The following is a 22,661-nucleotide window of genomic DNA, read 5'->3' as shown; positions in this document are numbered from 1 at the left end:
TTTCTCTCCGAACAGCGCCCATCACGGATAGGCACTTCTACACCGCAAGCATGTGAACGGGACTAGTATCCACATTCTCGCGCAGCGTAGTCCGGGTACGATCCCGGCAATATGTCTGCCGGGGTCGTGCTTGATTGCTAGAACCGGTAATTGAGACCGGCCTTGAGTTCATGGCTTCCAATGTCGGTTTCGCTGCGGCCAAGAGCCGTGGTCGCCTTCACATTGGGTGTGTGGATGTAGTTGTATTCAATCTTGGCTGAGAGGCCGCCGGCGAATGCCTGCTCGACACCGCCGCCCACGAGGTAACCGGTCTTCCAGCTGCTGGTGTCGCGCACCCTGTCACCGGCGTCGAATTTGGTCAGGGCCACACCGGCGGTACCAAAAACGAGTGTCTGATTGAATGTCAGACCGGCCTTGGCCTTTGCCGCAGCGCGCCATTTTTCTTCTATCTTGCCACCGCGCACCTTGTGTTCAGCGCCACCGAGATAGGAACCTTCAAGTTCAGCACCGAGAACAGCCGGTCCCATCTGGACGTTGTAGCCGCCCTGGATACCACCGCTCCAGCCATTTCTGTCGGCAAAGGGGTTTGGCATCTTGGTAAAGGCCGTACCGCCATGAGCACCGATATAGGCACCGCTCCAATCGAACGCGGGTGGATCGTTGTAGACAGGGGCCGGATTGTAATAATCGGCTGCCATCGCCGTACCGGTTGTAAAAGCTAGCAGCGCAAACACGCCAGCCAGCAAGACAGTCTTTCTTTGAGAGGACATTCGCATTACTCCAAACATACAAGCGCATGATCCACCGAACTGTCCGGCGACATGTTGCGCGGTTCAACTCCCGAGAGCCTGATACACTTGGGCTGATCACGCTCTGATACAGATGTCTTCCGGCGCGATGATCGCCTGATCTATGAGCTGGCCACCGAAACTGACGCAAAACCCTTGCAATCGACCACCCCACTTCCTGCGAAATCTATAGCGCCGGAAGACATGGTTTATTTTGCAGTCGAAGATTGCCCCCACATTGCACAAAACGGCAAAATGAGAGATTTTATTATATATTTCAATAATTTATAGTATTTTTGTTTACGGATTTTTAAGGAATTTGATCGGTCTGGCTTCACTGCGGGATTGTTATGCCGAAGCAGGTGCCACCACCCGCGTCCTTGCTTTGCATGATCTTAGTCGCGGGTGACAGATCACGCAAATTGGGGGAAGGCGAGCCGTTACTTGCTCTGTGCTTCATAAATATAGATCGTGGACTTGTCATCCTCAGGCATGAAGTAGGCTTTCAGCCCTTTGTCTACGGGTTCGATCCAGAAGGGGTTCTGGGTCATGGGCAGCCCTGCTTCCGTCCAGAGTTGTACGGGTACCTGATAGACGGGCTGATTGGAGGCAAGGTTGACGATCTCAAGCCCGCCCAGCGAAAATTTGGGACCGTCCTTCTTCGTCTGGTACGCAGTCAGCCCGCCGCACAGCATTTCGCTTGCGCCGAGATATTTGCAGTCCTGATAATCGATGTAGTGCGAGGGATTGAGCTTGGCCAGCTTTGTCCGCTCCACATCAGCGTTGGTGACATTGCCTGCGCTGTCGAGCGTGAACGCATAGAAGCGCCGTGATCCCCAACTGACCGCGTTGAGCGTCTTGTTCTCGGTGTCGTGAATAACCCCGCCGAGGTGATCCTTGTAACGGAACACTTCCTGCGGTTTCATGGTCTTTGGATCGACTTTATAGATAATGGCGGCGCTGTTCGGACGGTATTCCGCGACAGGAGCAAAGATCGAAGTACCGTCAAAGTCGATCCCACCGGGGTGATAGATCGATCCTTCACCCAATGCGAGGTCCTCAAGCAGATTGCCCTTGGCATCCGCTTTGAACAGATGCCCCTTGCCTTCACCCGTATCACGGTCATAGCCGTCGCGCGGTTGGTCATATTTGGTCGTGGGTTTGGTGATTTCGACGGAGGTTATGTAGAAGACGTCACCGATTTTTACCATTCCCTGCGGATGGAAGGTCGGGAAGTTCAAGGTGATCTGCTCAACCGGCTTCCAGACGGTATTCCTGTCGAATGTTTTGAGACGCTCGCTGATCGTACGTCCGGCTTGAATGATTTCAGCGTTTGCGGATGAACCGGCAATCACCGTGAATATGGTGATTGCTATGGGAAGTGTGTTTCGCAATGCAGACATGATGTCATCCTCCGGCAAGATTGTGCTTCAGGCCTAGCGCGTCACGATGACAGGGGCGTGAAGCACCTATCCCCGACCCATCACATAAAACTCATCGTTGGGGCGCATGTCTGTTGCATTGGCGAGGCGATTCGACAGGGCAAAGAAAGCGGAGATTGCCGCAATGTCCCACATATCGTCCTGAGAAAACCCGTGTGCTTTCAACTGCTCGTAATCGGCGCTCTCGACCTTGTAGGCTTCCACAGAGACCTTCATGGCAAAATCCAACATCCCTCTTTGCTTGGGCGTAATATCGGCTTTGCGGTAGTTGGTTGCGATCTGGTCGGCGATCAGCGGGTTCTTGGCGCGGATACGCAGGATCGCGCCATGGGCAATGACGCAGTATTGGCACTGGTTGGCGGCGCTCGTCGCCACCACGATCATTTCCCTTTCGGCCTTTGTCAGGCCGCCGGGCTTGTCCATAAGGGCATCATGATAGGCGAAAAAGGCGCGAAACTCGTCCGGACGATGTGCGAGCACCAAAAAGACATTCGGTACGAAACCGGACTTCTCCCGTACGGCGAGTATCCGGTCGGCGATGTCCTGCGGCAGTTCAGTAATGGAGGGTGTCGGGAAACGGCTGATGGATGGGGTTGACATCGTTGTGGCCTCTTCAGGGCTTAACGCGTCTTCCTTACCTCGCAAACCGGGCCCCTGTCCGGATGGCGTGCATCCGAGTCGGTGCAGGTCGCATCATACCGGAATGTGTCATAGTAGACACCGCCGGCACATCCTGTCAGCAGGGGAATTGTTACAATAAGAGGCAAAAATGCCGGTCTGAAATATTTCAAGGTGTGATGGTTCATTTTCGTCTCATCGCTCCTATATATACCCTGTCATATCTGACACAGTGGCGTAACAATCCACTGATATTCTTTAGGAATTGGTCGAGTTAACATTCCGCGAATTACAGTATTGTACAGAGATCTGGTGCCTAAATAAGGCATGTTCGGACGCAGCTTTACGATCACGTTTTATGTGATTGCAGATAAAAGGCTTGATCCAGCAGGATGGACGTATAAGTTCTGCCTTCCGATTTGTTAACCAACCATTCACGTTAGGAGCAAAGCGATGAGCACAACCGTCGGCGACTATTCATTGCCAGAAGCCATTTCCACGGCGATAGCCAATGGTACAAACATTGTTAGGGCGTTCCGCGAGCAATTCGGATATTCCGTAGAGGATCTGGCCGTTGCGTGCGGTCTTACGACCCTCGAAATTGATACAATTGAAAGCGGTCAGAATTCCGACCCGACTAAATTGGAACGCATTGCCCATGCCCTCGGGCTGCCGGCAAATGCTATGACGCCTGAAGTTTCAAAGCGTCTAAGTGCATGAGATAATTGATTTATTTAAATCAAAAAATCACAAAAGACTGCCAGAGCTATATCCCAACTCTGGCAGTCTTTTGATTCGTATCTATTGAATTTTACAGGCAGAGCAGCGTGCGTGTCAGCGCATGATCCGCATCGGCAAGGCCGTCGATCACGTTAAAATGGTGCTTCTCCGGCTCCACCACGGCATTCACATCACACTCGAAGCCTGACCAGATATTGGCCAGCAAAGTGCTCTGCCGGATGAACTCCGGCCGTTCTGCACCACCCACCCATGCCGTGATGTCAACGCCTTCCTGCGGCTCAAGCAGGGAAGGGCTTTCAAGACGCGCTTCTACAGCGTCGAGATGAAACGTTTCATTCATCCGCGTCTTCATGAGAGGGCGCAAATCGCCAAGGGTAGATATAGCCACCGTCTTGCGGATGCGGTGGCGAATCGGCTGGCCGAGCGGCGAGGTGAAACACGCCATGCGCGCCACCAGATGCCCGCCCGCCGAATGCCCTGTCAGATGAACAGGCCCCGGAACCTCCGCAGCGGCGTGGGTGATGGCAGTGGCGATCTGCACGGTAATCTCACTGATACGCGCCTGCGGACAAAGCACATAGGACGGGATGGCCACGGCAAATCCGTGCGCGAGCGGGCCCTTTGCCAGATGTGACCAGGTCGATTTGTCGAAACTCATCCAGTATCCGCCATGCACGAACACGACGAGGCCTTGGACTTCACCGCGCGGCATGAAGAGATCGAGAGTGTTGCGCTCATGCGGGCCGTAGCTGATATCCGCCCGCAGGCGGCCAGCGGCAGCTATTTCCGCTCGAAATTCGGCGGCCAGGCTCTTCCATCGGGGCGGGAAGTCATTTCCACCCGGAATATAGGCGCCATTGGAGTAAGCAGCATCCCAGTCGAATTTCTTCGTCATATCCGTAACAGTCCCCCTCCAATCCGGCCGTCGCGCGGATCAAGCCTGTTTGCTCCAGATTAGCAGAGGCCGGGCGCGGATCAAAATCTCCGTCCCGACAAATGCGGGCCTGTTATTCCCGCACCTTTTCGCGAATTTGCGTGCTTCCGCCGGATTTGCGCAGGTTCGGCAGAGCCAGCATGAGCAGAACGAATGCACCTGTGGCAAACTTCAGATCAGCAGGTGCCAATCCGAGGGTCAGACAGAAGGAAATCAGCTGATAATAGACAATCGAGCCGACTACGGGGGCCATCACCTGGCGCAGGATCGATTGCCGCCCGGTGACAGCCTCGCCAATGATCAGAGCTGCAAGGCCGTTGATCAGGATACCAAAACCCATATTGACGTCCACAAAGCCCTGAGTCTGGACCATGATACTGCCGCCGGTTGCTGAAAGCGCACTTGCGGCACCAACGCCCAGTATGGTGGCGATGCCAACATTGATGCCCTGTGCCTCGGCCATGTCAGGGCTTGCTCCAACCGCGCGCATAGACGTGCCTTTCTCCGACATGAAGAAATACAGCATGGCGCCGACGACCAGCGCAATCAAAGCACCGACGATCAGGATTTTAACCCAGGAAACATTGGCCGATGATCCTGCCAGAATGGTGAAGACCGTGTCATAGGTGAAAAGCGGGATATTGGTGCGGCCCATGATGCGCAGATTGATGCTGTAGAGCATCGTCATCACAAGAATACCGGCCAGCAATGTGTTGATCTTGAAGCGCAGATGGATGAAAGCCGTCGTACAGCCCGCGAGAAAGCCGCAGATCAACGCGACGCCGCAGGCAAGGAATGGATTGACACCCATTGTAATGAGCGTGCCACAAACGCACCCGCCTAGCGGAAAGGCACCTTCCGATGTCAGGTCGGGAAAATTCAGGATGCGAAATGGCAGCATGACGCCAAGCACCACGAAGGCAACGATGAGGCTCTGGGCGATGGTGACAGGAATGAGGGCGTAGAAGCTGGTGAGGGTGCCAAGAATATCCATAGTACTCAACTCCCCTGCAACGCGATGGCGTCGGACTTGGTGTGAAACCGGTCAATAAGATCAGGCACCGTGATGCCCCGCTTTTCTTCCGGTCCGATTTCAAGCAACACCTTGCCTGCGTCCATCATGACGATCTTGTTTCCATATTTGATCGCATGATCCATATTGTGCGTCACCATCAGCGTGGTGAGGTGTAATTCCTCGACGGCCCGCACTGTCGTATCCATCACCAGTTTGGCCGTGCGCGGGTCGAGCGCCGCCGTATGCTCATCAAGCAACAGAAGTTTCGGGCGCGTTGAAACCGCCATCACCAGTGACAATGATTGGCGCTGGCCGCCGGACAGGAGCCCAACCGGCATATCCAACCGGTTTTCAAGACCAAGATTGAGTTCCGACAACTGCTCGCGATATTTTGCCCGGCGGTTCGCCGTCAATCCGTAGGAGAACCCGCGCGGTTTGCCGCGCAGTTCCGCCAGAAGCATGTTCTCGCCAATCGTCATGGTGGGCGCGGTGCCGATCATCGGGTCCTGAAAGACGCGGGCGATGAACTGGGCGCGCCTGTGGGCGTTCAGCTTGGTAACATCCAGTCCGTCAATCTTGATGCGCCCGGAATCGAGTGGCAGCTTACCGGAGACCGCATTGAGGAAACTGGACTTTCCGGCGCCGTTGCTGCCGATGACAATGCAGAAATCGGCAGGTTTGAGCGCGATGTTCAACCCATCAAGCGCCCGGCGTTCATCCGGTGTGCCGCGATAAAAAATCTTTGTGCCGCCTGTGACGGCAAGCATGTCGGTAGTCATGTTTGAGCCCCTCAAACCGGAGCTTTTTGCTCCGTGTCAAAAGTTCCTGCGCCTTTTATGGCGCAGGAACTATATGTTTGCAGACGATAGGAGAAGGCTTATTTGACGAAACAGCCGCAATCTTTGAATGTATCCGGAACTTTTTGTCCGGTTTTCGCCAGAACCTTCTCGTTGATCAGCGCCGTATGATCCTCATAGGACGGCTTGATTGGAGCAAGGCTGGCAGGTGACTTTCCGGCAATGATTTCGGATGCAAGCTTGGCGGCGTTCTGTCCGACCTTGGTGTAGGACACTTCAAACGCCGCAGCGACAAGACCATCACGCACAGCCTGCGCCGATGCGTTGACGATCGGGATGTTGATGTTGAGCGCTGCAGCGGCAACAGCAGGAACAGCTGGCTGTACGAGGTTTGATGCCGGCACGTAAATGACATCGGCCTTGCCTGCGAGCGAGCTGACGCGGATTGGAATGTCGTTGGTGTTATCAAGGCCGACTTCGACAACCTGCAGGCCCTGTGCGGCGGCAGCTGTCTTGATCAGCTTCAAAACGGCAACGTCATTGTCTTCGCCGGGATTGTAGAGATAAGCGAGGCGCTTTGCGTCAGGCAGCAGCTTTTTGATGAACTTGACGACCGAATCCACATCCTGCAAATCGGATGCGCCTGTCATGTTCTTGTCGCCTGCTTCCCACGAAGGGGTGAGCTTGGCAACGACAGGGTCAGTCACAGCAGCGAATACAACCGGAGTCCCGGTGTTGCCGACGATCTGGCGCGCGCCCTGCGCCACTGGCGTGGTGACGGCAAGAATGAGTTTTGGATTGGCCGAGGTCAGCTTGGTGACCATTTGCGGGATGAGTGTTGCGTCGAAATTGACCTGCAACTCATCGAAAACCGCATCGGCGATGCCGAGCTTGACCAGCTCAGCCTTGAATGCCGTGACGGTTTCATCGAGCTGCGGATGCTTGCCGAACTGCGCAATGCCGATTTTTGTCTCTGCATAGGCTGCGCTCAGCCCAAGCGTCATTCCCAGTGCTGCAGCAAGCGCTGTCCGCACGACGTATTTTGCACCGATCATTTATTGTTCTCCACTTTTTGTTGGCTTTTTATTGGCCTCGCCTCCTCAGGCTTGAAAATAATATAACAAACGTGAAATGATATACAAATAGAAAATGGCAAAGGCCGAGGGAACACAATGGCCGAAAGCATCAAGTCTGAAAACCTTTATACAGCGTTGCGCTCGCGCATCCTGAACGGGGATTTGCAACCGGGGCAATCCCTGCGTCTGCGCGCACTCGCCGCGGAACTCGGTAGCAGCGCGACGCCGGTGCGGGAAGCGCTGAACCGCCTGCAGGCCGAAAGTTTTGTGACAACCGAGGCGAACAAGGGCTTTCGGGTGGCTATCGTCACGCTGGAGGAGTTGCAGGACCTTGAGGCGGCGCGCTCTGTCATTGAAACGCAATTGCTCGTCAGTTCCATCGAGAATGGCGATCGTAACTGGGAAGCCACTCTCGTCGGCGCGCATTACCGCCTGTCGAAATGCGATGTGCCCAATTCATTCTCGCAGTTCGAGGCGATTGATATCTGGGATGCAGCCCACACGGAATTTCACATGGCACTCATTGCGGGGGCCTCATCCAAGTGGCTTTTGAATTTTGCCCAGCAACTGCATGCGCAGCTGCATCGCTATCGCCGCCATATCATTCTGCGGATTGATCATCTGACCCGCGCCGCGCAGGAAAACAGCGACAAGTCGCTCGGTAATCTTTCCCGCGAAGCCTTGGGCATCGATGCGCATTCAGCCCTGATGGAAGCCGCGCTTGCCCGCGACAAGGTCAAGGCTGAGGCCTTGATGCTTGATCATGTCAGGCTTGCCAAGGATGCCTTTGTGAAACTCGCCAAAGCCAGCGGCATTGCCGGCTTTGATACCGCTGCCTGAAAACCAAAGAGACAATGACGATGACACGAATCGACGCGACGCATCAGGACGAAACGGACACTTTGCGGCATTTCCGGGAGCGGTTCGAACTGCCTGAAGGTGTCATCTACCTCGATGGCAACTCCCTCGGCGCTTTGCCCAAGACCGTAAAGGCCCGGGTTGCCAGGACCATCAGCGAAGAGTGGGGCGAGCAGCTTATCCGCAGCTGGAATACGGCGGGTTGGGTTCACCTGCCGCAACAGGTCGGCGGCAAGATTGGCCGTTTGATCGGTGCGCAGGACGGGAGCGTCGTATCGGCTGACAGTACTTCGATCAATCTGTTCAAGGTGCTGTCTGCGGCACTCGGCCTCAATCCAGGTCGGAGCAAAATTGTTTCGGAGCGGGAGAATTTCCCGACTGATCTTTATATTGCGCAAGGCGTGGCCAAGCAGATCGGAAAGGATCATCGGCTGGTGTTATCGGAAAAGCCCGCCGATATTCCGGCGATGCTTGATGAGGACGTGGCCGTGCTGATGCTGACCCATGTCAACTATCGCACCGGGTATCGGCACGATATGGCCGAAATGACCAAGGCGGCGCATGAGAAGGGCATTCTGGTCATATGGGATCTGGCGCATTCGGCTGGTGCCATGGCGATTGATCTGGCGGGAGCCGGTGCGGATTTCGCCATTGGCTGCGGCTATAAATATCTGAATGGCGGCCCCGGTGCCCCAGCATTCCTCTATGTCAATCCGCGTCATCAGGGCGGGTTCCGCCAGCCCTTGTCCGGCTGGTTCGGGCATCGTGCGCCCTTCGCATTCGAAGCGGCCTATGCGCCGTCGAACAGTATCGACCAGTATCTTTGCGGCACGCCGCAGGTGCTTGGCATGGTGGCGATGGATGAGGCACTTGCCCTGTGGGACGAGGTCGACATGGACGCATTGCGGGCAAAATCCATAGCGCTTTGCGATTTCTTCATTCAGGAGGTGGAAGGATTTGCCGGTGAGTTCGGCCTGAAACTGGTCACACCACGCAACCCCGACCAGCGCGGCAGTCAGGTTTCCTATTCATGCGATAATGGCTATGCCATCATGCAGGCACTGATTGCGCGCGGTGTTATCGGTGATTTCCGTGCCCCTGACATTATCCGCTTTGGTTTCACGCCGCTTTATCTGAGCTTTGCCGAAGTGTCCGCAGCGGTTGGTATCCTCAAGGAAATTCTGGCGACACGCGCATGGGATGCTCCAGAATATAAGGTGAGGGGAGCTGTAACATGAGCCGCACACCCTATAATCCTGAGACCGAGGGCGCGCAAATGTCGTTTGATGGGCGCATGTCCTATGGCGACTATCTGCGCCTCGACAAGATTCTCACGGCACAATCACCACTCTCCGATGCCCATGACGAAATGCTCTTCATCGTTCAGCATCAAGCCTCGGAAATCTGGATGCGGCTTGTGATCCATGAGCTGATGTCCGTTTGCGAACACCTTGCGAAGGACGATCTTGCGCCATCGTTCAAGATGCTGAGCCGGGTGTCGCGCATTCTCGATCAGTTGAATTCCGCCTGGGATGTGCTCAGAACCATGACCCCGAGCGAATATACGACGTTTCGTGAAGCGCTTGGCATGTCCTCGGGCTTTCAGTCATTCCAGTACCGTGCAATCGAATTTTTAGCGGGAAACAAGAACGCCGCCATGATGCGTCCGCATGCACACAAGCCCGATATTCATGCGTGGCTTGATGGTATTTTGCATGCACCCAGCATTTACGACCAGTCGATCCGCCTGCTGGCGCGCAAGGGCTTTGCCATCGACAAGGCTATGCTCGAACGGGACTGCTCTTTGCCCTATGAGGCCAATGACAGTGTGCGGGATGCCTGGCTTGCAGTCTACCGCTCACCTGAAACCCATTGGCCGCTCTATGAACTTGCGGAAAAGCTTGTTGATTTCGAGGATTACTTCCGGCGATGGCGGTTCAACCATGTCACCACGGTTGAACGCATCATCGGCTTCAAGACAGGCACCGGCGGCACATCTGGCGTCAACTATCTGCGCAAGATGCTGGATATCGTGCTGTTTCCTGAATTGTGGAGCATGCGGACCGAGCTCTAGGCCGGTCCGCCGGGCTTATGCGGCGTATTTGTCGATGGCAACGCAATCCATCGCCGACTTGGCGTGGATGTGGTTGCTGTGGGTAAAACCATGTTTGGCAATGGCAGCAAGATCATCATCAGGCATAATCGGCCGCGACCACCAGTTGTCGTTGAGAACCCAACCCTTGGCTGTAGCGCTTTCAACTTCCTGACTGTCGGGACGAACAACGCATGATTCATGCATAATCCGCGCATTGGGAGACCGCTTGTTCATCAACCTGCGGCCTTCGGCGAGCGCTGTTGCCTCGTCGTCGGCAATGACAAGCTGATGAAACAGATGGCGTGTCTGTTTATACTTGGTCAGATAGGCAAATTTGACTTGATACGCTGGCACTGCATTCTCCTGCACCAAAGACTCAGTCGTTAACCAATTATTAATATTGGCGCTTGACACGGTTTTTTCAAGGAGATGCAGGTTTTATACAGATTTATTTGCATGGGATTATTGTTGCCCACGCTTTCATCAAGTCTTTGTTTTGCAAAGAGAAAGTGAATTTATTCCATACTCGCAATAAAAAGCCGCCCTGATCTTGGACCAGAACGGCTCAATAGTGGCGTCATCTGGCTTGACCCGAATCAGCCATAAACAAGCTTGTCCTGCCGCTGTCTGAGTTCGACGATCTTTGAGCCCGCGATAGGCGCGGCATTGGCGCTGGTGATGAGTTCGCCTTTGGCAATCGGTGCTGTCACCGTACCGCCCTGCAGCAGGCCGCAGGGGATCGCCTTGGCATCACGCGCCTCCTGCGCCGTCATGATCCAGGCGCGGTAGCAATATTCGCCAATGGCATCGAGCGTCTCGCCAACCTTGAGGTCCTTTTTGGCAACCGCACAGACTTCCGCCACGGGCTTCGACAGCGGCACCATATCGGCCTTGCCATAGAGCACGACACGGGCGCAGGTCAGCGGCACTTCCAGCGAGGTCAGGTGATAGGGCCGGTGGAAGGTGAAGTAAGGACCCTTGCCCATCTTCAGATCTTCCATCCGTTCCGATATGCGCGGATGTGACATGTCGGCGACGACGAACACGCCGGGGGCAACGCCCTTGCCGATGGAATAGTCGACAACGCCGACGCGTGAGAGCAGCCCGCCATCCTTTTGCGGGATGAGTGTCTTGTTGAGCTGGTCGAGCGTTGCCGCCGGACCATGCATGCCCGCCTTGTCAGGCACCAGTCCGGTGGCATTGGCAATGGCTGCCATTTCCACCATGGTTTTCGACCCATCGACGAATTCCACCAGCATGCGCACATTCATGTGGCGGCGCGCTGCCTCTTCCTCATAATCGTCAGGAATGGCATCGATGTTGAGCGGGTTGTTCTTGCCCTTACCGGCAGCGACAATCGGATGGCCCATGGCCGAGACGAACTCGATCAGTTCCATGCAGGAGGAAGGCTCGTCGCCAGCGCCGAGCGAATAGGTCACGCCAAGCCGGTCAGCCTCGCTTTTAAGGTATGCGCCGATGGTCACATCAGCCTCGACATTCATCATGACGAGATGCTTGCCATGTTCCATGGCGCGAAGGCCGATCTCGGCACCGACAGCCGGAACACCTGTCGCGTCGATCACCACGTCGATGAGATCATTCTCAAGGATGAGATCCGCATTGCTGGTGACGGCAATCTTGCCGCTTTCCATGGCTGATGTCAGCGCCGAAGCCGTATTCACCTCGCGGGCATGGCCCGGTTCCTGATAGGCGATATCGACGGCCTTCAGGGCATTGGGCAGGTTCAATTCGGAAATCGCCCCGATTTCGACGCCGGGCATATGGGCGACGCGGGTGACGATATCCGTGCCCATCTCGCCTGATCCGATCAGACCAATGCGGATGGGACGCCCCGCATCCGCCCGCGCCTGCATGTCCCGCGCCAATCCCGTCAATGCTACATTGCTCGCCATACCTCAAACGCTCCTCATCTGGCTGCTTTGCTCCGGCATAGGACGGGAGAGGGCGCTTGGCAACAGCTGGCGATGCAGGAACCGGAATTCCGTATGCTGCCGGTAAGTCTCATCAGGGCGAAGCACCGCACTTGGAAAATCCGGCTGGTTTGGGCTGTCAGGAAAACGCTGCGCCTCAAGGCACAATCCGGCATGCGGGCCGTAGCGTTTGCCTTCAAGACCGATCAGCGAAGGGTCGATCATCCTGCCATCGTAGAATTGCAGACCGGGTTCGGTGGTGTGAACCTGCATTTCGAGACCCGTGCGGCCTCCCAGCGATGCGGCATGGCGCAAACCGTTCTTCGCATCACCGTTCAAAACCCAATTATGATCATATGTCGATGATGAGTGCGCGCCGATCAGACGCGGCTGACGAAAATCAAACGGTGTCTGATCCACAGGCAGGATTTCGCCTATGGGAATGAGATCGTCTGACACCGGCGTGTAGCTATCGGCAAAAATCTGCAACTCATGGCTGCGGATATCATCCGAACCATCCAGATTGAAGTAACTGTGCTGAGCGAAATTGGCGACGGTCAACGCATCGCTTGTCGCTTCAATGTCTATGCGCAGCGTTGATCCGGTGCTGAAACTGTAGGTGCAGCGCACATTCATTGCGCCGGGAAAACCCTGATCGCCGTCGGGCAGTTGCAGTTCGAGCGTGACTGAAGATGTGCTCCAGTCGGTAATTTCCCAGAGGCGTTGTGACACCCCTTTTGAACCGCCGTGGAGGGTCTGCTTTCCACCTTCGTTAAGGTCAAGCGCATAATCCTTGCCGTCGAGAGTAAACCGGCCATGGGCAATCCGGTTGGCGTAGCGCCCGACCAGTGCGCCGAAATAAGGTGACTGATGCGGATAAGGATCGAATTGATCGAAACCGAGGACAACCCGTTGCAATGTGCCATCCGTCAAAGGGATTTGCAGATCGCGGATCACCGCACCCCAGTTGAGGATATGCGCTATTGCACCCGATGCTGACTGGATTGTCGCCTGAAACACCGGTTCTCCGGCAAACATCCCGAATGGCTGGGGCCTCAGCACCGCATGCATGTTCAATGGTCCTTCACAGCATTGCCGCGCGAGGACAGCTTGGCCTGCAAGATGACCACTATGAGCAAGAACAGGCCACGAATGACCGATTGCCAATAGGCGGAAAGCGAAATCCAGCCTTTACCGTTCTCAAAATTCAGGACATTGAAGAGAATACCGAGCAGGAGCACACCCGCTAGCGTCGCACCGACGGAACCGACGCCGCCAGTCAGCAAAGTGCCGCCAACGACCACCGCAGCAATGGCAAACAGTTCCCAGCCTACGCCCTCAATCGGCTGACCAGCGCCGAACTGCGACGCGAGGATCACGCCCGCAAGGCCCGCAAGGCCGCCGCTGGCAAGATAGACGAGAAATTTGATCCGATTAACTGGCAGGCCCATCATCCGCGTTGCATCTTCATTACCACCGACAGCAAGCACACCGCGTCCTGTACTGGTGAAATTGAGCACAATCCAGCCAACAATATAGGCGCCAAGGGCAATCCATGCGGGGATGGGGAATCCGAGGAAATTGTCCTGCCCTATGGTGGTAAAGCCGCTGTCATAGGACACGGAAACCGACTGGTTGTCCGCGAGCAGCAAGGCGGTGCCACTGGCGGCAAGCATCATTGCCAGCGTGGCGATAAATGGCATGATTTTCAATCGGGTCACCAGTGTCGCATTGATAAGGCCAACGCAGAGCCCCGCGCCGACGCCTGCGCCGAGCCCGATCCACGCGCCTTGCGGGCTGAAAAGCGCTGCGACAACACTGCCAAGCGCGGCTGTCGAACCCACTGAAAGGTCGATACCGCCGGTCATGATGACAAAGCACATGCCAAGCGCCACCAGCGCAAACATCGAGTTATAGCGCAGGACGCTTGTGATGTTGAAAAAGCCGAGGAAATAGTCGTACCGCGCCCAGCCGAAGACGATGAGCAACAGGAGTGCCAGCACTACACCGTAACTGCCAAGCAAGGATATATATTTTGCCCTGGTCATGCGTGTGCCCTGCCTTGTTGCTGAATCCAGACGGCGAGCACGATGATTCCGGCCTTGACCACCAGCGCCGCCGCATCCGGCACGCCATTGGCGAGCAAGGTGTAACGCACCAGCTGGATTGTCATGGCGCCGATCAGTGTGCCGATGATGGTTGCCTTGCCGCCCGATAGAAGTGTGCCACCGACGGCGACGGCAGCGATGGCATCAAGTTCCATGCCAAGACCGACCTGATTGGCGTCGCTGGATGAATTGATGGCGATGACCACGAGCCCGGCTATACCGGCGCAAAGACCGCTAATGGCGTAGACGAGCAGTTTTACCTTGGCGACAGCAATGCCGGAGAGTTCAGCCGCCCGCTCATTACCGCCAATGGCGATAATCTGGCGGCCAAAAACAGTGCGTTTCAGCATCCATGCGGCGGCAAGCACAATGATCACCATCAGGATCACCTGTACGGGGATGCCGAATATCCGGCCAAGCCCGATGAACTGGAATTGCGGCACGCGAAATGTCTGAAGATTGCCGTTGGTCATGACCTGCGCAATGCCGCGCCCGGCGATGAAAAGCACCAGCGTGGCAACGATCGGCTGAATTCGAAATGCTGATATAAGCCAGCCATTGAACAAGCCAAACAGTCCGGCCACGGCGATGGAAATGATTATGGCGGTGGCAACAGCCAGATAGATATTGTCGATAGGAATAATCTTACCGAGAAAGATCATTGGCGCCAAAGCGCCTGAGATGGCCATGAGCGAGCCGACGGAGAGGTCAATGCCGCCAGTGGCAATAACCAGCGTCATACCAACTGCGACGATAACAATGGTGCAGACCTGCGTGAGATTCACATTCAGGGTCTGGATCGTTGCAAAATTACGGGTGAACGCCAGATTGAACAGGACGAGCAGAAGCAGGGCGATCAGCGTGCCATAACGTGCGAGAAACTCGAATGCATCGAAACGCTTGTTGGTGTGTGCGGTTTGCGGCGTGTCGGTCATGTCAGGGCTTTCTCGATGACAGGCGCATTGCCATGCGCCATGGCACCCATAAGTGCGTCTTCCGTTGCGGCTGATCGGTCAAATTCGGCAACACTGATGCCGTCGCGCAGAACAAACACCCGGTCAGCGCCTTCAATGACTTCTTCCAGCTCCGAAGAGATCATCAATACGGCCAAACCCTGATCCGCCAGAGATTTGATTAAAGACTGAATCTCGCCCTTGGCGCCGACATCGATCCCGCGTGTTGGTTCATCCAAAATAAGCAGGCGCGGGTTCATCGCCAGCCATCGACCAAGCAGAACCTTCTGCTGATTGCCACCAGAGAGTTCGCGCACCTTCTGATCTGGCCCCGAACATTTAATGCCAAGCTGCTTGATGAAACGCTCGACAATTTCCCGCTGGGCTTTCTCGTCGATAACACCCGACTTGCTGAGTTTGGGCATGAGCGCCAGCATCATGTTTTCAGCAACGCTCATATCGGGGACAATACCCTCGCTCTTGCGATCCTCGGTGCAAAAGCCCATGCCCGCCGCGATGGCATCGGCTGGTCGCTTCGGTTCGAATGTCTTGTCGCCATAGGTCATGGCGCCTTTTTTCACGCGGTCAATGCCAAAGACCAGCCGCGCCGTTTCCGTGCGGCCAGCACCGAGCAGTCCGGCAAAACCGGCGATCTCGCCGCTGCGAATATTGAATGAAACATCCTGAACGATCTGTCCCACGGCCAGATTGTCGGCGGAGAGCAGGATTTTGCCGATATTCTTTTCATCACGCGCGGTAAAAGCCGTGGCGTGGCCTTCTGTCTTTTCAATGCTGCGACCAAGCATGGACGAGACAAGATCGATTTTTTCGATTTCGTCCATACGGGCGGTTCTGATTGTCTTGCCATCGCGCATGATCGTGACGCGATCACACACCGCATAAAGCTCATCCAGCTTGTGGCTGACAAAGACAACCGAAACGCCTTCCTGTTTCAACTGCCTGATGACATTGAAGAGGACACCGACTTCGCGCTCGTCGAGCGATGAGGTCGGTTCATCCATGATCACGAGCTTGGCCGAAAAACCGATTGCCCGGGCAATAGCCACCATCTGCTGGGTTGCCGTGTTGAACTCCATCAGCGGCCGGCGCACGTCGACCCTGATATTGAAACGCTGCAATAGACCTTCGGCTTCGCGGTGCATGCTCGCCCAGTCAAGCAAACCGAAGCGGCGCTGTTCGCGTCCAAGGCAAATATTCTCGGTCAGGGACCGGTAAGGAACCAGATTGATTTCCTGATAGATGGTGCTGATGCCGCTCGCCTGTGCCTGCTGCGGCGAGAAGACCTCAAACGGTTTGCCATCGAACGTCACTTCGCCCGCGTCGCGCCGGTGATAGCCGGTCAGAACTTTGATCAGTGTTGATTTTCCCGCACCATTCTGGCCGATGAGCGCATGCACCTCGCCGCGCGCCACAGTGAACGAAGCAGCTGATAGGGCGGGGATTCCGGCAAAACGCTTGTCGATACCTGTCATCGATAGAAGAATATCGGTGTCCATTGCAAAGCCATTTCTGAAGTTATCGGAAGCTATTGCCAGTACTGGGATGCAGCGGGCAAAGAAAAAGCCAGCGCTCCATTGGAGCGCTGGCCTCGTCAGATATCAATAGGCGGAGCTTAACAATTTTGCCGCGTTGCTGGCATCGTAGAACTGATCTGGATTGATGATCAATGGAGCGATTTTCTCTCCAGCAGCGTAGGCAGCAGCGGTGTCATAGGCCTTGGGGCCGAAGCGGGGATTACATTCAACCACCGCGGCAATCTTGCCATCAACAACAGCCTGTACGGCTTCCTTGCCGCCATCGATTGACAGAACAAGAATGTCTTTTCCGGGCACCTTGCCAGCGGCTTCAATGGCCGAGATCGCACCAATGGCCATTTCGTCATTATGGGCATAGATCACATTGGCATCGGGGTGGGCCTGAAGCAGAGTTTCGGCAACCTGACGGCCCTTGTCGCGGGCGAAATCGCCTGTTTGCGAGGCAACAATCTTGAAGTCGGAGTGCTTGGCGATGACGTCGTCAAAACCCTTCTTGCGATCATTAGCCGGGGATGAACCGGTGGTGCCTTCCAGTTCGATGATCTTCGTCTTGCCCTTGGCATTTGCGACCAGCCATTCGCCGATACGCTGGCCTTCTTCAATGAAGTTGGAGCCGATGAAGGTCACATAATCATCGCCAGCCTTGGCAAGCGATGCATCGACACTGCGGTCAAGCAGGATAACCGGGATACCAGCATTTTTGGCGGCCTTGATCGCTGGGATCAGCGGCTTTTCTTCACGAGGTGCCAGGAAAATCAGGTCGACGCCCTGTGCGATCATCGAATTGACGTCAGCAACCTGCTTGGCTGCGGAACTTGCCGCATCCGTGTAAACAAGCTGCCAGCCGCGCTTCTTGGCTTCTTCCTGCATGCTGGCGGTCTGGGCGAGGCGCCACGGATTGTTGCTTTCGGTCTGGGCAAAGCCAACCTTGTAGGTATCTTTCTTCTTCAGCGGCGGCGAAGCGGCAAAAACACTGCCCGCTGCCAGCGCTGCAACGAGGCCAGCGGCGGATGTAAGCAAGAGAGTACGACGGGTAATAGACATACGAATTTTCCTCCCAGAAATTCAGAGCGTGGATATTCCACTGGCTTGATCATCTTCATTTATAAAAATTAGTCAATAATTATTTATGTTGATTAGTCGGTGGTTCGCTGCATAATCATCCGGATGCAGCTTCATCGATTCAGATGCGTCTGAGCATGGCAAAGGGCTATTTTCGACATGAACGACACAGTGGATGATACGACCACTGACAAGAAAAAGTCCGCCCGGATTACAGCCCGGCGCAAGCGCGTGAACAAGCGGGTGACAATGACGGATATTGCGCGCATCGCCGGGTGTTCGCAAGCGACGGTTTCTTTTGTTCTGAACAAAACACCGGGTATCAAGCTTGCCACCGAAACGCGGGAGCGGGTGATTGAAGCCGCGCGTTCGCTTGGTTACGCGGCGCCGAATTTTGCCCATCTTGATGCCAGTGACACCTATGTGCCCGCCGTTGATGGCAAAATCGGCTTTGTCGTCGATCAGCTGGCAACCAGTCCGGAAGCGGTAGTTGCGATTGAGGGAGCACGGCAGGCTTCATGGAATGCTGGCAACATCATTCTGGTTGCCCAGACCCTAAATGATCCAGAGATGGAACCGCGCACCATCCGCGCCCTGCGTGAACAGGGGATATCCGCGCTGATCTATATGGCGATTTTCACGCGTGAAGTGACCTTGCCTGATTATCTCTATGATCTCGATATCCCGCTTATTCTTTTGAACTGTTACACCTCGGACTATGCGTTTCCGGCTGTTATTCCGAGCGAGATTGCCGGTGGTCAGCATTCGACCCGCCATCTGATCCAGCATGGCCACAAACGTATCGGCATTATTACCGGCGAGCCATGGATGGAAGCAGCGCAAGACCGGCTACGCGGCTATCGCCGGGCATTGGCGACGGCGGATATTCCCTTTGATCCTGATTTGGTCATGGAGGGCGATTGGTCAGCAAGCGCGGGGTACAAGGCTACCCGGTCGCTTCTTGCGCTGAAAGACAGGCCTACTGCCATTTTCTGCCAGAATGACCGATCCGCCATCGGTTGCTATGAAGCGTTGAAAGAGGCGGGTATCCGTATCCCGGAAGATATTTCCGTCATTGGCTATGACGATGAAGAAATCTCACGGCACCTGCACCCGCAATTGACCACTTCGGTTCTGCCGCACCGCGCTATGGGCCGCTGGGCCATAGAGCAATTGGATACCTATATTCCGGGCAGCGGCACACGCTACCCCATTACCAAGCTGGAATGTCCATTGGTGGAGCGCCTCTCGGTGACGGATTGTGTCGAACAACATCCGTATCAATCTAATCTTGGGCAGCCTTTGCCTTGATATAGTTGGCGCGATCAATGCCATGACGCTGCAATTTGTCATAAAACGTCTTGCGCGGAATCCCCAGCGCCTCAATCGTTGTGCGCACATCGCCATTATTGCCTGATAGCGCGTCACGAATGAGCTTGGCTTCGTACTGTTCCATAGCCTCGGGCAGATTAACGGGCGTTACGGTATGCGAGGCAACGCGTTCGCCGCCCATTTCCCCCAGTCCAAGGGCGACCCGTTCGGCGAAATGCGCCAGTTCGCGCACATTGCCGGGCCAGTCATGCTCCATCAGTCGCGCCCGCATGGCTGAGGTCATTTCCTGCGGTTCCGTCTTGAAGCGAATGGCTGCGCGGTGCAGGAAATGCGTGAATAATAGCGGAATATCCTCCTTGCGCTCACGCAAAGGCGGTATTGATACCGTGACGACATTCAGGCGATAGAACAGGTCCTCGCGGAAATTGGCGCGCTGTTCCGGGCTGCCAAGGTCGACCTTCGCGGCGGCGACCACACGTAGATCAACGGGGCGATGCTCATTGGTGCCAAGCGGCGTGATCTCGCGCATTTCCAGCACGCGCAGGAGTTTCACCTGCGTCGCCAGCGGCATGCTCTCAATTTCATCGAGAAAGAGCGTGCCGCCGCTGGCATATTCTATCCGGCCGATGCGCTTTTTCTGAGCGCCTGTGAAGGCTCCAGCCTCATGGCCGAACAACTCGCTTTCGATCACAGACTCCGGTAATGCCCCGCAATTCAGCGCAACAAAATTCCCCTGTTTGCGCCGGCTCCATTCATGCAGGAGCCCGGCGGCAACATCCTTGCCGCTGCCGGTCTCACCGGCAATCAGCACATCCACGTCCGCAGTGGCCACATGACGTAAAGTCTTGCGCAGGTTTTGCATGACAGGCGTCTGGCCAATCAGCGGCACAGCCTCATCCGAAGCTTCCATGATTTGCCGCAGCTGGCGGTTCTCCATAACGAGGTGACGCTTGTCGGCAGCACGGCGAATACTTTGGACAAGTCGTTCGGCGGGATAGGGCTTTGCAATGAAATCGTAAGCACCTTCCTGCATGGCCTGAACGGCCATCTCAATGTCGCCGTGCCCTGTGATCAGGATGACGGGCAGGTCCGAATCCATCTCGCGCAAGCGCCGGAAAAACTCCACGCCATCAATATGCGGCATGCGTACATCGCTGACGACCACTCCGGCAAAATCCGGTGTCAGAAATCGCAGTGCGCTCATCGCGTCGGCAAAGGGCACCACACTGAAACCGGCCAGCTCCAATGTTTGCCGGTTGGCATTGCGCAGGTCGTCATCATCATCGACAAACGCAATGTGAGGTTGAAAATCCATGATCAAACAACCCTCTTGAGATGAACGGTAAATTTGGTTCCTGCGTTGCTGCTCTCCACTTCAATGCGTCCGCCATACTCGGCGACGATGTCGTGGCAGATCACCAGTCCAAGTCCGAGGCCACGGTCTTTGGACGTATTGAAAGGGGTAAACAAAGCCTGCATGATTTCGGGGGGGATGCCGGGACCATTATCAGCCACGGTCAGCAGCACCTCCGCATCGGCAAGCGCATAGCCAACGCTGATCCGGCTCGACGGCCCACCCTCCGTTGCCTCAAGTGCATTTTGCATCAGATTGATCAGAACCTGTTCCAGCCGGATACGATTGCCGTGGACTTTCACGTCTACAGGCGGTGTCTCGGTGGTGATCTTGCCAACGGTCTGCCGGAAGCGGCTGCCAAGGAGGAGCAACGCACCTTCGATAACGTCGCTGACCGCCGTCGGGCCTGCATCGCTGGTGCCCTTGCGGGAGAAGGTGCGCAACTCGTCAGTGATGCTGCCGATGCGTTCTGTGAGACCTGCAATTGCTGACAGGTTTTCCTTCACCGGCTCCATTTGATTGCGTGACAGAAAGGTCTTGGCATTATCAGCATAGGAGCGAATGGCGGCCACTGGCTGGTTGATCTCGTGGGCCACACCTGCTGTCACCTGCCCAAGAATGGCCAGACGGTTGGCCTGCACGAGTTCCTGTTGCACGGTTTGCAGTTTGTTTTCTGTCTTCTGCCGCTCTTCAGCCTGCATCACCAGTTCGGCATGAGCCGTACTCAGCGCTTCCGTACGTTCCGCCACGCGGCGCTCAAGCTCAAGGCGTGCTTGTTCCTGATAGTGTAGGCGCCGCAATGCACGGCCCCGGCGATACAGGAAAAAGGCAGTGAAGCCGAGGACGGGTGCAAGAACGGCCAAAGCGGCGAGTTGTGCTGAACGTATGGATTCGGTCACTGCCGCTCCGGCGGGAGCCAGCAACTGCAATGACCAGCTTGTGGTCGGCACAGGGACGCGAACACGGATGAATTCCGCATCCTGATTGGAACCGGGCAGTTGCGCCGTTACCCGGTCGGGGCTTGATTGCGTCAATGCCGGAGTGACACTCAAGGGAGCAAGCGGCGCAGCGCCAAATTGCAGGCTTTCGCGAATGGGCCCGACCTGATCAGCCGGTATTGCAGCCTGCGCCATGAACCGCCATTCGGGAAAGCTGGTGATCAACACAATACCGCGAGGATCGATCACATAGGATGGGTCGCTGCTTTTGCGCCAGTCGGCTTCAAGTTCATCAAATTCGACTTTCACGACGATCACACCAAGCAAGCCTGAAGGTCCATCAATTCGCCGTGAAATATAAAGACCCGGCCGCTTGCTGATCGTCCCAAGCGCATAATGTTCAGCGCTTCCGCTTGCCAGGGCGCGCAGATAATAGGGGCGGAAACTATAGTCTATCCCGACAAAGCTCGTCGGTTCTTGCCAATTGCTGGCCGACAGTGCCGTGCCTTTGGCATCGAGAAGATAGATAACCGACGCGTGTGTTCCTTCGATCAGGCTTTCCAGCTTGCGATCGACAAGATGCAGCATGCTTTCACTGCGGGAAGTCAGCGCGCTGATGAGATCCCGGTCCTGTGAAAGTACAAATGGAAGGGAACGCTGCTTTTCCAGCACTGTCCGCAGGAGAACAGCGTTAAGTTCCGCAGCGCTTGTCGCTCTCGTTTCAAGTGTCTGGTAAGCACGATTGCGGCCATAATCATTGGCCGCCAGCAATGCGCCAAGGATCAGGAACACCGCCAGCGCCCCATAGATCAATTTGGATATGGCGCTCGACCCTGCCACCATAGGCAGTGTATCGGCGTCTTTCTCAAGCGAACTTTCCATATCTGATTTGTGCATATATCCGCACGATTGACAATAATTTTGTGCGTAATTTCGCACATGTGTAGGTTGAAGATTTCTTCGTCTAAAATAATATTATTAAAAATCAGATAGTTGACAAATAATTTCCGGTTGGCACGGCCCTTGCTAATGAGACTGAAGAGAATGCGTAGGTTGTTCTCGA

21 protein-coding genes are annotated in these 22,661 nt (G+C 55.5%); 5 read left to right on the top strand and 16 right to left on the bottom strand.

The window, feature by feature from the left end:
- Positions 1–137 precede the first annotated feature (137 nt).
- From BLU05_RS18135 to BLU05_RS18125, 3 genes are all read right to left on the bottom strand, one after another.
- Complete coding sequence (locus BLU05_RS18135; protein ID WP_091882957.1) at positions 138–770, bottom strand: outer membrane protein; 633 nt, start codon at positions 768–770, stop codon at positions 138–140.
- 458 nt (positions 771–1,228) lie between these two features.
- Positions 1,229–2,191 (bottom strand): DUF6454 family protein, encoded by a 963-nt coding sequence (locus BLU05_RS18130; protein ID WP_091882954.1) that lies wholly within the window; start codon positions 2,189–2,191, stop codon positions 1,229–1,231.
- Between the two features lie 66 nt (positions 2,192–2,257).
- Positions 2,258–2,830, bottom strand: coding sequence for a peroxidase-related enzyme (locus tag BLU05_RS18125; protein WP_091882951.1), 573 nt, complete (start codon positions 2,828–2,830; stop codon positions 2,258–2,260).
- A gap of 471 nt (positions 2,831–3,301) precedes the next feature.
- On the opposite strand from BLU05_RS18125, the gene BLU05_RS18120 reads away from it, so the two are divergent.
- Entirely contained in the window at positions 3,302–3,568 is a 267-nt protein-coding gene (locus tag BLU05_RS18120; protein WP_091882948.1) for a helix-turn-helix domain-containing protein, read from the top strand.
- A gap of 91 nt (positions 3,569–3,659) precedes the next feature.
- Here the strand turns inward: BLU05_RS18120 and BLU05_RS18115 are convergent, their stop codons facing one another.
- The 4 genes from BLU05_RS18115 to BLU05_RS18100 form a co-directional block, all read right to left on the bottom strand.
- The gene (locus BLU05_RS18115; RefSeq protein WP_091882946.1) at positions 3,660–4,484 is read right to left on the bottom strand and encodes an alpha/beta hydrolase; all 825 of its coding nucleotides are present in this window, start codon (positions 4,482–4,484) and stop codon (positions 3,660–3,662) included.
- A 112-nt stretch (positions 4,485–4,596) separates the two neighbouring features.
- Positions 4,597–5,517, bottom strand: coding sequence for an ABC transporter permease (locus BLU05_RS18110; protein ID WP_091882943.1), 921 nt, complete (start codon positions 5,515–5,517; stop codon positions 4,597–4,599).
- Between the two features lie 5 nt (positions 5,518–5,522).
- Positions 5,523–6,305, bottom strand: coding sequence for an ATP-binding cassette domain-containing protein (locus tag BLU05_RS18105; protein ID WP_091883196.1), 783 nt, complete (start codon positions 6,303–6,305; stop codon positions 5,523–5,525).
- Positions 6,306–6,415: 110 nt separating this feature from the next.
- On the bottom strand, positions 6,416–7,390 hold the full coding sequence (locus BLU05_RS18100; protein WP_091882940.1) for an ABC transporter substrate-binding protein: 975 nt from the start codon (positions 7,388–7,390) through the stop codon (positions 6,416–6,418).
- A gap of 117 nt (positions 7,391–7,507) precedes the next feature.
- On the opposite strand from BLU05_RS18100, the gene BLU05_RS18095 reads away from it, so the two are divergent.
- The 3 genes from BLU05_RS18095 to kynA are packed head-to-tail and all read left to right on the top strand — an operon-like array spanning position 7,508 to position 10,343.
- The gene (locus BLU05_RS18095; protein WP_091882937.1) at positions 7,508–8,251 is read left to right on the top strand and encodes a GntR family transcriptional regulator; all 744 of its coding nucleotides are present in this window, start codon (positions 7,508–7,510) and stop codon (positions 8,249–8,251) included.
- Positions 8,252–8,271: 20 nt separating this feature from the next.
- On the top strand, positions 8,272–9,507 hold the full coding sequence (kynU, locus tag BLU05_RS18090) for a kynureninase (protein ID WP_091883193.1): 1,236 nt from the start codon (positions 8,272–8,274) through the stop codon (positions 9,505–9,507).
- Positions 9,504–10,343 (top strand): tryptophan 2,3-dioxygenase, encoded by an 840-nt coding sequence (kynA, locus tag BLU05_RS18085; RefSeq protein WP_091882934.1) that lies wholly within the window; start codon positions 9,504–9,506, stop codon positions 10,341–10,343. The genes kynU and kynA overlap by 4 nt, the downstream gene beginning before the upstream one ends.
- A gap of 15 nt (positions 10,344–10,358) precedes the next feature.
- On the opposite strand, the gene BLU05_RS18080 is transcribed toward kynA, so the two are convergent.
- The 7 genes from BLU05_RS18080 to BLU05_RS18050 form a co-directional block, all read right to left on the bottom strand.
- Positions 10,359–10,718 (bottom strand): hypothetical protein, encoded by a 360-nt coding sequence (locus tag BLU05_RS18080; RefSeq protein WP_091882930.1) that lies wholly within the window; start codon positions 10,716–10,718, stop codon positions 10,359–10,361.
- A gap of 242 nt (positions 10,719–10,960) precedes the next feature.
- Positions 10,961–12,277: an NAD(P)H-dependent oxidoreductase gene (locus BLU05_RS18075; RefSeq protein WP_091882928.1), complete on the bottom strand. Its 1,317-nt coding sequence runs from the start codon at positions 12,275–12,277 to the stop codon at positions 10,961–10,963.
- Between the two features lie 3 nt (positions 12,278–12,280).
- Positions 12,281–13,366 carry an aldose epimerase family protein gene (locus BLU05_RS18070; protein ID WP_091882925.1) on the bottom strand — a complete coding sequence of 362 codons (1,086 nt, stop codon included), beginning with the start codon at positions 13,364–13,366 and terminating at the stop codon, positions 12,281–12,283.
- 2 nt (positions 13,367–13,368) lie between these two features.
- The gene (locus BLU05_RS18065) at positions 13,369–14,343 is read right to left on the bottom strand and encodes an ABC transporter permease (RefSeq protein WP_091882922.1); all 975 of its coding nucleotides are present in this window, start codon (positions 14,341–14,343) and stop codon (positions 13,369–13,371) included.
- The gene (locus tag BLU05_RS18060) at positions 14,340–15,338 is read right to left on the bottom strand and encodes an ABC transporter permease (protein WP_091882919.1); all 999 of its coding nucleotides are present in this window, start codon (positions 15,336–15,338) and stop codon (positions 14,340–14,342) included. The genes BLU05_RS18065 and BLU05_RS18060 overlap by 4 nt, the downstream gene beginning before the upstream one ends.
- Positions 15,335–16,873: a sugar ABC transporter ATP-binding protein gene (locus tag BLU05_RS18055; protein WP_091882916.1), complete on the bottom strand. Its 1,539-nt coding sequence runs from the start codon at positions 16,871–16,873 to the stop codon at positions 15,335–15,337. The genes BLU05_RS18060 and BLU05_RS18055 overlap by 4 nt, the downstream gene beginning before the upstream one ends.
- 102 nt (positions 16,874–16,975) lie before the next feature.
- Complete coding sequence (locus BLU05_RS18050; RefSeq protein WP_091882913.1) at positions 16,976–17,956, bottom strand: ABC transporter substrate-binding protein; 981 nt, start codon at positions 17,954–17,956, stop codon at positions 16,976–16,978.
- Between the two features lie 177 nt (positions 17,957–18,133).
- Between BLU05_RS18050 and BLU05_RS18045 the strand changes: the two genes are divergently transcribed.
- Positions 18,134–19,285, top strand: coding sequence for a LacI family DNA-binding transcriptional regulator (locus BLU05_RS18045; RefSeq protein WP_175540657.1), 1,152 nt, complete (start codon positions 18,134–18,136; stop codon positions 19,283–19,285).
- Here BLU05_RS18045 and BLU05_RS18040 read toward each other — a convergent pair.
- Entirely contained in the window at positions 19,260–20,621 is a 1,362-nt protein-coding gene (locus BLU05_RS18040) for a sigma-54-dependent transcriptional regulator (protein WP_091882911.1), read from the bottom strand. The genes BLU05_RS18045 and BLU05_RS18040 overlap by 26 nt on opposite strands.
- 2 nt (positions 20,622–20,623) lie before the next feature.
- Positions 20,624–22,480, bottom strand: a complete 1,857-nt coding sequence (locus BLU05_RS18035) for a sensor histidine kinase (protein ID WP_244518417.1) — start codon at positions 22,478–22,480, stop codon at positions 20,624–20,626.
- Between the last annotated feature and the right edge of the window lie 181 nt (positions 22,481–22,661).

The sequence above is a fragment of the Phyllobacterium sp. OV277 genome (genome assembly GCF_900104355.1).
In the GTDB taxonomy this organism is placed as follows: domain Bacteria; phylum Pseudomonadota; class Alphaproteobacteria; order Rhizobiales; family Rhizobiaceae; genus Phyllobacterium.
Note: the sequence above shows the minus strand (reverse complement) of the source record. Positions and strands in the feature narration are given on the sequence as shown.

Coding starts and splice junctions, on each gene's coding strand:
- BLU05_RS18105 (WP_091883196.1), bottom strand. CDS start 6,305: ATGCTTGCCGTCACAGGCGGCACAAAGATTTTTTATCGCGGCACACCG.
- kynU (WP_091883193.1), top strand. CDS start 8,272: ATGACACGAATCGACGCGACGCATCAGGACGAAACGGACACTTTGCGG.
- BLU05_RS18115 (WP_091882946.1), bottom strand. CDS start 4,484: ATGACGAAGAAATTCGACTGGGATGCTGCTTACTCCAATGGCGCCTAT.
- BLU05_RS18100 (WP_091882940.1), bottom strand. CDS start 7,390: ATGATCGGTGCAAAATACGTCGTGCGGACAGCGCTTGCTGCAGCACTG.
- BLU05_RS18060 (WP_091882919.1), bottom strand. CDS start 15,338: ATGACCGACACGCCGCAAACCGCACACACCAACAAGCGTTTCGATGCA.
- BLU05_RS18045 (WP_175540657.1), top strand. CDS start 18,134: ATGAACGACACAGTGGATGATACGACCACTGACAAGAAAAAGTCCGCC.
- BLU05_RS18070 (WP_091882925.1), bottom strand. CDS start 13,366: ATGCATGCGGTGCTGAGGCCCCAGCCATTCGGGATGTTTGCCGGAGAA.
- BLU05_RS18040 (WP_091882911.1), bottom strand. CDS start 20,621: ATGGATTTTCAACCTCACATTGCGTTTGTCGATGATGATGACGACCTG.
- BLU05_RS18075 (WP_091882928.1), bottom strand. CDS start 12,277: ATGGCGAGCAATGTAGCATTGACGGGATTGGCGCGGGACATGCAGGCG.
- BLU05_RS18055 (WP_091882916.1), bottom strand. CDS start 16,873: ATGGACACCGATATTCTTCTATCGATGACAGGTATCGACAAGCGTTTT.
- BLU05_RS18130 (WP_091882954.1), bottom strand. CDS start 2,191: ATGTCTGCATTGCGAAACACACTTCCCATAGCAATCACCATATTCACG.
- BLU05_RS18095 (WP_091882937.1), top strand. CDS start 7,508: ATGGCCGAAAGCATCAAGTCTGAAAACCTTTATACAGCGTTGCGCTCG.
- BLU05_RS18065 (WP_091882922.1), bottom strand. CDS start 14,343: ATGACCAGGGCAAAATATATATCCTTGCTTGGCAGTTACGGTGTAGTG.
- BLU05_RS18050 (WP_091882913.1), bottom strand. CDS start 17,956: ATGTCTATTACCCGTCGTACTCTCTTGCTTACATCCGCCGCTGGCCTC.
- BLU05_RS18110 (WP_091882943.1), bottom strand. CDS start 5,517: ATGGATATTCTTGGCACCCTCACCAGCTTCTACGCCCTCATTCCTGTC.
- BLU05_RS18035 (WP_244518417.1), bottom strand. CDS start 22,480: ATGGAAAGTTCGCTTGAGAAAGACGCCGATACACTGCCTATGGTGGCA.
- BLU05_RS18120 (WP_091882948.1), top strand. CDS start 3,302: ATGAGCACAACCGTCGGCGACTATTCATTGCCAGAAGCCATTTCCACG.
- kynA (WP_091882934.1), top strand. CDS start 9,504: ATGAGCCGCACACCCTATAATCCTGAGACCGAGGGCGCGCAAATGTCG.
- BLU05_RS18125 (WP_091882951.1), bottom strand. CDS start 2,830: ATGTCAACCCCATCCATCAGCCGTTTCCCGACACCCTCCATTACTGAA.
- BLU05_RS18135 (WP_091882957.1), bottom strand. CDS start 770: ATGTCCTCTCAAAGAAAGACTGTCTTGCTGGCTGGCGTGTTTGCGCTG.